The 8,830-nt window shown below is 36.7% G+C and carries 7 protein-coding genes; 3 read left to right on the forward strand and 4 right to left on the reverse strand.

All coding sequences use genetic code 11. The annotated features are described in order from the left end of the window. Positions 1-453: P-loop NTPase family protein (locus PX481_RS28120; RefSeq protein WP_288097235.1), on the forward strand; the 453-nt coding region annotated here is incomplete at its 5' end. Between the two features lie 155 nt (positions 454-608). Then, positions 609-2,135 carry a ferredoxin:protochlorophyllide reductase (ATP-dependent) subunit B gene (gene bchB / locus PX481_RS28125; protein WP_002761981.1) on the forward strand — a complete coding sequence of 509 codons (1,527 nt, stop codon included), beginning with the start codon at positions 609-611 and terminating at the stop codon, positions 2,133-2,135. A gap of 49 nt (positions 2,136-2,184) precedes the next feature. On the opposite strand, the gene PX481_RS28130 is transcribed toward bchB, so the two are convergent. The 4 genes from PX481_RS28130 to PX481_RS28145 form a co-directional block, all read right to left on the reverse strand. Then, entirely contained in the window at positions 2,185-3,312 is a 1,128-nt protein-coding gene (locus PX481_RS28130; protein ID WP_288097237.1) for a class I SAM-dependent methyltransferase, read from the reverse strand. Between the two features lie 350 nt (positions 3,313-3,662). Next, positions 3,663-4,994, reverse strand: coding sequence for a protein kinase domain-containing protein (locus PX481_RS28135; RefSeq protein ID WP_288027673.1), 1,332 nt, complete (start codon positions 4,992-4,994; stop codon positions 3,663-3,665). After that, on the reverse strand, positions 4,991-6,610 hold the full coding sequence (locus PX481_RS28140; RefSeq protein ID WP_002761563.1) for a PP2C family serine/threonine-protein phosphatase: 1,620 nt from the start codon (positions 6,608-6,610) through the stop codon (positions 4,991-4,993). Before PX481_RS28140 ends, PX481_RS28135 begins: the two co-directional genes overlap by 4 nt. 17 nt (positions 6,611-6,627) lie before the next feature. Next, complete coding sequence (locus PX481_RS28145) at positions 6,628-7,428, reverse strand: vWA domain-containing protein (protein WP_002761564.1); 801 nt, start codon at positions 7,426-7,428, stop codon at positions 6,628-6,630. 248 nt (positions 7,429-7,676) lie between these two features. Here PX481_RS28145 and PX481_RS28150 point away from each other — a divergent pair, with 248 nt between their 5' ends. Continuing rightward, the gene (locus PX481_RS28150) at positions 7,677-8,807 is read left to right on the forward strand and encodes a helix-turn-helix domain-containing protein (protein ID WP_288027674.1); all 1,131 of its coding nucleotides are present in this window, start codon (positions 7,677-7,679) and stop codon (positions 8,805-8,807) included. Positions 8,808-8,830 lie beyond the last annotated feature (23 nt).

The following is an 8,830-nucleotide window of genomic DNA, read 5'->3' on the forward strand; positions in this document are numbered from 1 at the left end:
GACACCCTTCCTTTTATGGTAGCGTCCCAAGCTGGAGCGACGGGACTGGTGAAACAATACACTCATATTATCGTCGATACCCAGGCCCGGCCGGAGCCAGACGAGTTAAAAGATTTAGCTCAGGGCAGCGATTTATTAATCCTACCCACCACTCCCAATCATCTCGATATCGATGTCACGATTAAAGCGGTAGAATTGCTGTCCACGATGACCGATAATTATCGAGTTCTGTTAACCCAAGTGGATTCACGGACAAAAACAGGACGGGAAGCGCGGAAAGCTCTAGAAGAAGCGAAATTACCGCTATTTAAGCGAGAAATTCCCCGTTTAGTTGCTTTTGAACGAGCGGCCGAAAAGGGAGTCATCGTCAAAGATTATCCCGACCCCCGGTCGAATTTCGGTTGGCTTTGTTACCAAGCGGTCGGTAAAGAAATTTTTGCCCTCATGACATAAATTGTTAAAAAAGTTAATATTAATATTTGTGTCATTTTTCCCCAAAAAGATACTTAATCTGCATGGGGACTTTTTGTAATCTTCCGTTAAGCGTTCACTCCTAAATCGGTAAAGTCTGAGACAATCAAAAAAGTCTGACTGTAGGAGAACCCTCTATGAAATTGGCCTATTGGATGTATGCGGGTCCCGCTCATATTGGCACTTTAAGGATCGCCAGTTCCTTTAAAAATGTTCATGCTATCATGCACGCTCCTCTGGGAGACGATTATTTTAACGTCATGCGCTCGATGTTGGAAAGGGAGCGTAATTTTACCCCCGTCACTGCTAGTATTGTCGATCGTAATGTTTTAGCCCGGGGTTCCCAAGAAAAAGTCGTCGATAATATTGTTCGCAAAGATCGCGAAGAAAGTCCCGATTTAATCGTTTTAACCCCCACCTGTACCTCCAGCATTCTCCAAGAGGATTTACAAAACTTTGTCGAAAGAGCGCGACAGGATGCCCAAGGAGATGTGCTGCTGGCCGATGTTAACCACTATCGCTATAATGAACTACAAGCGGCCGATAAAACTCTCTATCAAATTATCAAATATTATCTCGATAAGGCCCAGAGAAAAGGGGAAATTATCTCCCAGAAAACCCCTAAACCTTCGGTTAATATTATTGGTATTACCACCCTCGGTTTCCATAACCAACATGATCGCACGGAATTAAAGCGGTTAATGGCAGATTTGGACATTGAAGTTAACGAAATTATCCCCGAAGCTGCTTCGGTGGACAACTTAAAAAATCTGCCCCGCGCTTGGTTTAATCTGGTTCCCTATCGAGAAGTGGGATTAATGACAGCCAAATATCTCGAAAGTGAATTCGCTATGCCCTACGTTGATATTACCCCCATGGGAGTGGTGGAAACAGCGCGCTGTATTCGCAAAATCCAAGAGGTAATTAATGCCCAAGGTGCAGCAGTAGATTACGAAGATTTTATCAATGAACAAACTCTGCATATCTCCCAAGCTGCTTGGTTTTCTCGTTCCATTGACTGTCAGAATTTGACAGGGAAAAAAGCGGTGGTTTTTGGTGATAATACCCACGCAGCCGCTATGACAAAAATTCTCGCCAGAGAGATGGGAATTCATGTGGTTTTAGCGGGTACTTATTGCAAGTATGATGCGGATTGGTTCCGGGAACAAGTGAGTGAATATTGCGATGAAGTGTTAATTAGTGATGATAATGGGGCGATAGGAGATGCTATTGCTCGGTTGGAACCTGCGGCGATATTTGGTACTCAAATGGAACGTCACGTCGGCAAACGTTTAGATATTCCCTGTGGAGTCATTGCCGCACCTATTCATATCCAAAATTTCCCCCTCGGTTATAAACCTTTCTTAGGTTACGAAGGCACTAATCAGATCGCCGATTTGGTCTATAATTCCTTTACTTTGGGTATGGAAGATCACCTATTAGAGATATTCGGTGGTCATGATACCAAAGAGGTAATTACTAAAGGTATTTCGGCAGATTCTGACCTAAATTGGAATAAGGAAGCTACGGTAGAATTGCAGAAAATACCCGGTTTTGTGCGGGGGAAAGTCAAACGAAATACCGAAAAATTTGCCCGGGAGCGAGGTATTGGTGAAATAACTTTAGAGGTAATGTATGCTGCTAAAGAATCCGTAGGAGCTTAATTATTTCTTGGGGCTGAAAGTTAACAGCATTCAGCCCTATTTTTTTTAGTTATTTACTTAATCCCTGAAGTATTTTTTCCTCTACTCCTTTCCCCTGAATTAACACTCCAAATCCTCCTAAACCGGTGGGATTGATTAATTGATGTAGGGCATCTCGACGCTGAAATATCGTTAATATATCGATTTTTCCTTGAGAAAGTTGATTTAATCTATCTCCCAATCCCAAAGCCATTAACAATAATCCTTGCTGAGTAAAACCGAGATTTTTTAAGCCTAATTTCTCCCCTTGACGTTGTAAAGCAGTAAAATCCACATGAGTGGTAATATCTTGTTCTCCCACCCACAAATAAGGATGATCATGACGCTGGTGTTGTCGATAACATTGTAGGGTTCCTTGACTTCTTTGGGGATGATAATATTTTTCGGCAGTGTAACCGTAATCTATGGTTAAGATATAACCTCGATCGAGTTTCCGATTAACGGTTTCTAACCAGTCTAAAGCTAATAAGTTTACCTCGGTTTGATAACCCTCCCGATAAAGTGGTGAAGGAATATTTATCCCCACTAAATCAAAATAGTCTTTGATTCTGTCAGTAGATAAATCTCCGATAATCTCCTGAAAAGGTTCCCCCAATCCCAGATAAATTTCTCGTAATTCTCCCGACTCGATCACAACTCGATGGACAGGAAAAGCATCGATTAACTCATTACTAAACACACAACCCACAAGGGAATTATCGGCTAAATCCGGCCAACTTTGCCAAGATACCGGGGAATATCCCGCTAAAGTTGCCCGTTGTCTTTCCCTGAGTTTCTGAGATTGTTCGATAATTATATAACTGAGATTTTGATAAAAATCAGCATAGCTATCACTTAAATAATCAAGGATATCTTTCGCTAAAATTCCCGAACCTGCTCCCACTTCCACTAAAGTAAATCCAGGCGAATTACCTAAAAATTCCGCCATCTCGACAAATTGCTCTGCCAACAATTGGCCAAAATCTGCCCCTAGGGACGAGGAAGTAAAAAAATCTCCTTTTGATCCAATTTCTACTTTTCCAGAGGTGTAATAGCCATAATCGGGGTGATAGAGAGCTAAATCCATCCAGCGCTCGAAGCTAATTCGACCCGCTGCTGATTGTTTAATTTCCTCGCCGATGATTGCTTCTAAATTCATCTTGATCAGGGAATTATGAATTATGAATTATGAATTATGAAATGGGAATTATACTAAATCCAGTTACTAAAGACTGATTATCTATTCCTTCTTTTGCCTGAGTGCCTCTTGCCTTTTGCCCATCCTTATAAGTAGGTAGGCACAATTATTTGTAGGATGGGTTAGCGGTAGCGTAACATAATCGGGCGTTGGGTTTCATGCTTCAACCCAACCTACGTTCATTTTATATTTAATTCCACCCACCTACTTAAACCAGAAGAAATTGAAGCTATGGTTGATAAAAATAAAATTATTAATCAAGCAATGGGGTTGATTTTAGGATAGGAGAACTGCACAGAATAATCAGATAGCTAATTAAACCAGTTCAAAATTTTGTTCCAAATAGATGATACAGATGTTGTAAGTTTCTTCCAAATATTATCAAATTTATCCCAAATGTTTTCATCTGGAATAGGTACTGGTGCTTCTTTTCGAGGTTGTTGATGGAGTTTATCCCAATCTGTTGGAGGTGGTGTTTTACCCGTGTCAAATTTATCCCAAGCACTTGATGAATTGGTTTCAAGTTTTGTCCAGGGATCTGAAGATTTTGTATTTTTTGGACTGGTTTGAGTTTGAACTCCGTTAGGGGAGAAAGTCCATCCTTGACTTGAGGGAGGAGGGTATGGGGATGGAGTAGAATTATTAGATGTAAAACCCCAATTAGTAGGATTATTAACTACAGGAACAGGTGAAGTAACGATTGGAATAGGGTTAGTAGGAGGCACAAAACTCCATTTAGCTCCTGTGTAATTGTTGACTAAATTTTCAAGAGGTTGTAGGTTTTCAATATTTGATTGTTGACAAAATTTCTCTAATTCTTGGGTAAAATACACAATCTCAGGAGAAAGATTTTTAAGTTCTTTGAAAATCTTGGATGAATTAGGTTTAATTAGGTCTTTTTCGGAAAATAGTAGCCTTTCTTCTTGTTGTATTTGTTGCCAATAGTTGGGATTTTCTGATAGAACAAGCAATGATAAATAAATTACCATTTCTGAGAAATAGTCAGCTTTTGGACTTAATTTAGATAACTTATTTCTGTTAGGATGTTGATAACCAGGGAGTCCGTTAATATTGTCGGTTTCGTTGCTTAATTGAGGAACATATAAACTATCATAGTCAATTAAACATAGATCACCATTTTTACGCACTATAATATTACCGTGTTGTAAGTCTCCATGAGAAATATTATTTTGATGGAGAATTTTAACCATTTCTAAGAATTTTTCGGCAAAGTTACGGATAGAAGTCGGGTTATTAATATTATTAGATATAAAGTCTTTAAAGCTAATACCATCAACCCATTCCATTCTAATAATGGGAAATCTTTGTCCATTGACTAAAATTCCTTGTTCTTGGTAAGCAAAATCAACAAAATAAGGAAGTTGAACTGTTTTAAGATAGGCATCAATCGCCTTATAACGAATTTTTAGATCCCCTAAATCTTCTATCCAACATTTAAGGGCATATTTTTTAGGATTAGTTTGAATTTCATAAACAACGGCTTTTCCGCCATTATGAGACAGTAAAAAGTTCTGATTTTGCTTTTGCTTAACAGGCTTTCCTTGTTGTAAAATACCATCGTATATAAATCTATCAGGGTATTTTACGACTGTTTCATAGTCAGTTCTAAGCGGATATTTCATTTTTTTACATACCCCACAAATGTAAATTTAGACCAATTGGGAAGGGAATCAAATTCAAGTTTTTTAAACTTTGATGGTTCGCTTAATTGTCCAAAAACATCCCTTTCTGATTCACTAGCCAAAGTTCTCAGATTTGTCTTGGGTTTTATTTCTATTTCATCCCTTGCACAAGTAGAACATTGATTCAAGATTGCTTGATTAGCATAAAGATCAATCTGAAATTTAATCCATTTGTCTCCTTCTTCTAAAATTAAAACCTGAGATGAGTCAGATAAAGCAGGAATAATAATTTCTTGAAAAGTTTGATCTTTGTAGATTTTATTTCCTTTTTCAAGGTTCATATATTTAGGTTCATATTTAGTGACTTGACTAGATGAATTTGAATTGCTTGATTGTTCAGTTTTTATACTATTTATTTTGTTAGCTGTCTGAGAAATAAAATATAATATGGTCGCAGTGGAGAGTATAGTTAAGAATATATTTAAAGGAATAAAAACAAGGAGAAGATTACGGATTCCATCTATTCCTTTAATTACGGGTGGTTTGTCTTCTCTCAGTTGAGGACTTGAAGAAGAAACTCCTCTCGAATTGCGGTGCGTCATGGGTAAAGATGGCAGAAATTTTAATAATGTTTGTAGATTGAATCTTATTTTGGCAAAACCAGAAGTAACTTCTAAATTTTCAGCAGGAGTATTGTCTTTAGGTTCTTCTTCTACTTTTGAAGAATTGTTTTTATCTTCGTTAAAAGGCTGTTTATTTTCATTACTTGAAGGTAAAATGATAGGAGGATTTTTTTGATTTTCTTTTCTGGTTTGTGTAGGCAAACTGACGATTTCACCATCACTGACTTCTAAAATCATTAAAGTGACATCATCATTTTTCATTTTTATCGTGCCATTATGTCTAGCAGATTTTACAAAATTCTCAAACTCCTGTTCTGAATTAATTGTAAGTAAAGTTGTTAAAATATCTCTTTGCTGTTCTGTATATTTAAAAATATATTCAGCTAGAGCGTCAGTTGCTAGTACAAAATAAAGCTTATCTGAATGTTGTTTGTATTTTAATTCGATGTCTAAAAATTTTGGCTCATGATCATTATTTTTAGAGCGACTTCCAAAATATTCAGGTTGATTATTAAAATCCGTTGATTTTTTCAATAAATAGGTTTTAATTTGATTTCCCTGAAAAATAAACAGACAGCTATCGCCAACAATTGAGATTTTTGCTTGATTTTCAATAAATTGTAACCCAATAAAGGTAGATATTGCTGATTTAGAACGCTCCAAACCATTGTAAATCTCAATCCAGGCAAAATTATTACCGCTTTTTGCTTTTTCTAATTCTGCTTTAACTTCTTCTAACCATTTTTGCTGAATTAGTTCAAGCCATTCTTGCCAATTGTTTTTATCAATCTGGGGATTTTCACAAAAATAATCAACAAGAAGTTTTGACCATATACTTGAGTAAAATGATTGAGTTGCACCATCGGCGATCGCAAAACAATTCTTAGCTTCATTACAGCTAAAATTATCTTGACAACCGCTAATGGTTTCCATCTCTTTATGAGTTCTATGACTGAACCGACGGATGACTGAAACTTTATGATCAGATTGCATAATTAATGACAATAACTTTAGCGTAATGCTCCTTGAGAACCAAATTGAAGAAGTTTAATCAGTGCTTCAGCATCAGCATTAAAGATAAAACCTCTGGCATTAGGTTGAACATTAAAACCCGCATTTTTGGCACTCTCAGCAAGAGGCTCAGGAAGCACACTGGAAATATCAAACAAAAAGTTAGCAAATTTATTATTGCTAAAACCAGCATTGTCACTAGGTAACTCTATTTTCCCTGCTGATGCGTTAGAAATATGAGCATTCAAAACAATCACGTTACCGTCACTTGTTTTAAGTTGTGCTAGTTTTTTCGCTTCAGTAGTAGCAGCATTAGAATCATTAGGTTCTCCATCGGTTATATTAATCACAACAGGTGGAAAACTATCGCGATGATTAGAAATAAATTTTTCTACCCCAGTATAAGCCTGTTTAAAGGCTTCAGCCATTGGTGTTCCATTACTTGCAGTCGGTTTCACAAACACTCGCATTACTTCATCCACTTCAACCAACCCACCTGCACCATCAGAGACTTTTCTCTTAAGGGTTGTTGTATTGGGATTTTTAGCCAAATCTGAGGCTTTATCTAGAAATAGTACATTAATACTTGCTCCATAGCCAACCGCCGCCACAAAACATCTGTCTTTAATCTCATTACCCGATGAACAAGCTGTAATAATTTCTCCGATGACTCGATTAACGGCTAATGCGGCAAAATCTGCTTTATCTGAATTGGCGTATTTATCTGACATTGAAGCTGACTGATCAATCATAATCAGGATAAATCCAGGCTTGGCGCTACTCAGTTGTTCTTGATACATAACTTAAAGATTACTTCATTGATTTTTGAAAGGGAAAAGATGATCATGTCACCGCAAAATGGGCTATGATGACAATCTAGCAAGCAAATAGGACTAATTAGCTTGATTTACCTAACATCTCAGTATTGTAGCGTTTGATTTTAGTACAAAAGTAGGCTTTGGTACACAATTTATAGGTAGGTTATGGTACAGTCTTAGTTCCGTTTGGTATAATATATTGGATTAACCCTCTAATTTTTTAACCAGAAATGAATAATATTGACCAAGTTTTGCAATATGTTGATGATTTAATGTTTGAGAAAGTGGAGTCTCATCTGACACCAGTACAAGAAGCAATCTTGACAGGGGTTTGGCAAGGTCAAAAATATTGGCAAATTGCTCAATCTTTTAATGGTTGTAGTGAATCTCATATTAAAAAAGAGGCTGCTAACTTATGGAAAAAGTTGGGTAAGGTATTAGACGAAGATGTTAATAAAGATAATTTACGATCCAAGTTAGAAAGAAAATATCGGGTTTCTCAAGCTTATCATTCGGGGAATTGTTTGTTACAAATTGATAACATCAATATTGGTGGTCAAATTATTCAAACGACTAATGATAACCAAAACCGATCATATTCTTTACATAATAATAAATCTCCCATGATTGACTTAACAAAAGCCCCTGAATTAAGGTATAACTGTGGACGTAAGTTAGAAATATCAACCTTAAAAGAATGGCTAGATAATAAAACTCGATTAATTACCATTTATGGGTTAACTGGAATCGGAAAAACAGCTTTAACCCTTAAATTAATTTCAGAAATTGCCCCACAATTTGATTATATTATTTATCGCAGTCTGGAAAATATTCCTCAATTAATCGCTCTCAAAGATGATCTAAAACAGTTTTTCGCCCAATCTCTATCAACCCCCTTACCTGATATAATAGATTATCTAAGCTCCTATCGTTGTTTAATTATTCTTGATGATGTGCAGAATATTTTTAAACCGGGGGAATTAGCAGGTAAATATTTACCCGACTGTCAGGATTATCATAAATTTTTTCATCAAATTGCTACCACATCTCATCAAAGTTGCTTGATTTTAATTAGTTGGGAACTTCCCAGAGATTTTGTCACCTTAAAATCCGATAAAATTAAAACTTTATACCTGCAAGGTTTAACAACAGAATTTGAAGAAATCTTCAAAGAATACGGTTTAAAAAATGAGGAGAAATGGACGAAACTGAGCGAACTTTATCAAGGTCATCCTAACTGGTTAAATATCATCTCCTCAACCATTATTGGCAACATCTCAATAAATGCTGGTAAGGAAGCCGAAGTCAACCTAGAAAATGAACCCGCACTCGTGAGAAAGCATCGACTTAGGTTGCACTGAGGAAGAAAATCTGCTTTAACTAA

This window comes from Microcystis sp. M53603_WE2, from assembly GCF_030065435.1.

Excerpts from the sequence above, each read along its gene's own strand:
- bchB (WP_002761981.1), top strand. The coding sequence starts at position 609 with ATGAAATTGGCCTATTGGATGTATGCGGGTCCCGCTCATATTGGCACT.
- PX481_RS28145 (WP_002761564.1), bottom strand. The coding sequence starts at position 7,428 with ATGTATCAAGAACAACTGAGTAGCGCCAAGCCTGGATTTATCCTGATT.
- PX481_RS28135 (WP_288027673.1), bottom strand. The coding sequence starts at position 4,994 with ATGAAATATCCGCTTAGAACTGACTATGAAACAGTCGTAAAATACCCT.
- PX481_RS28130 (WP_288097237.1), bottom strand. The coding sequence starts at position 3,312 with ATGAATTTAGAAGCAATCATCGGCGAGGAAATTAAACAATCAGCAGCG.
- PX481_RS28150 (WP_288027674.1), top strand. The coding sequence starts at position 7,677 with ATGAATAATATTGACCAAGTTTTGCAATATGTTGATGATTTAATGTTT.
- PX481_RS28140 (WP_002761563.1), bottom strand. The coding sequence starts at position 6,610 with ATGCAATCTGATCATAAAGTTTCAGTCATCCGTCGGTTCAGTCATAGA.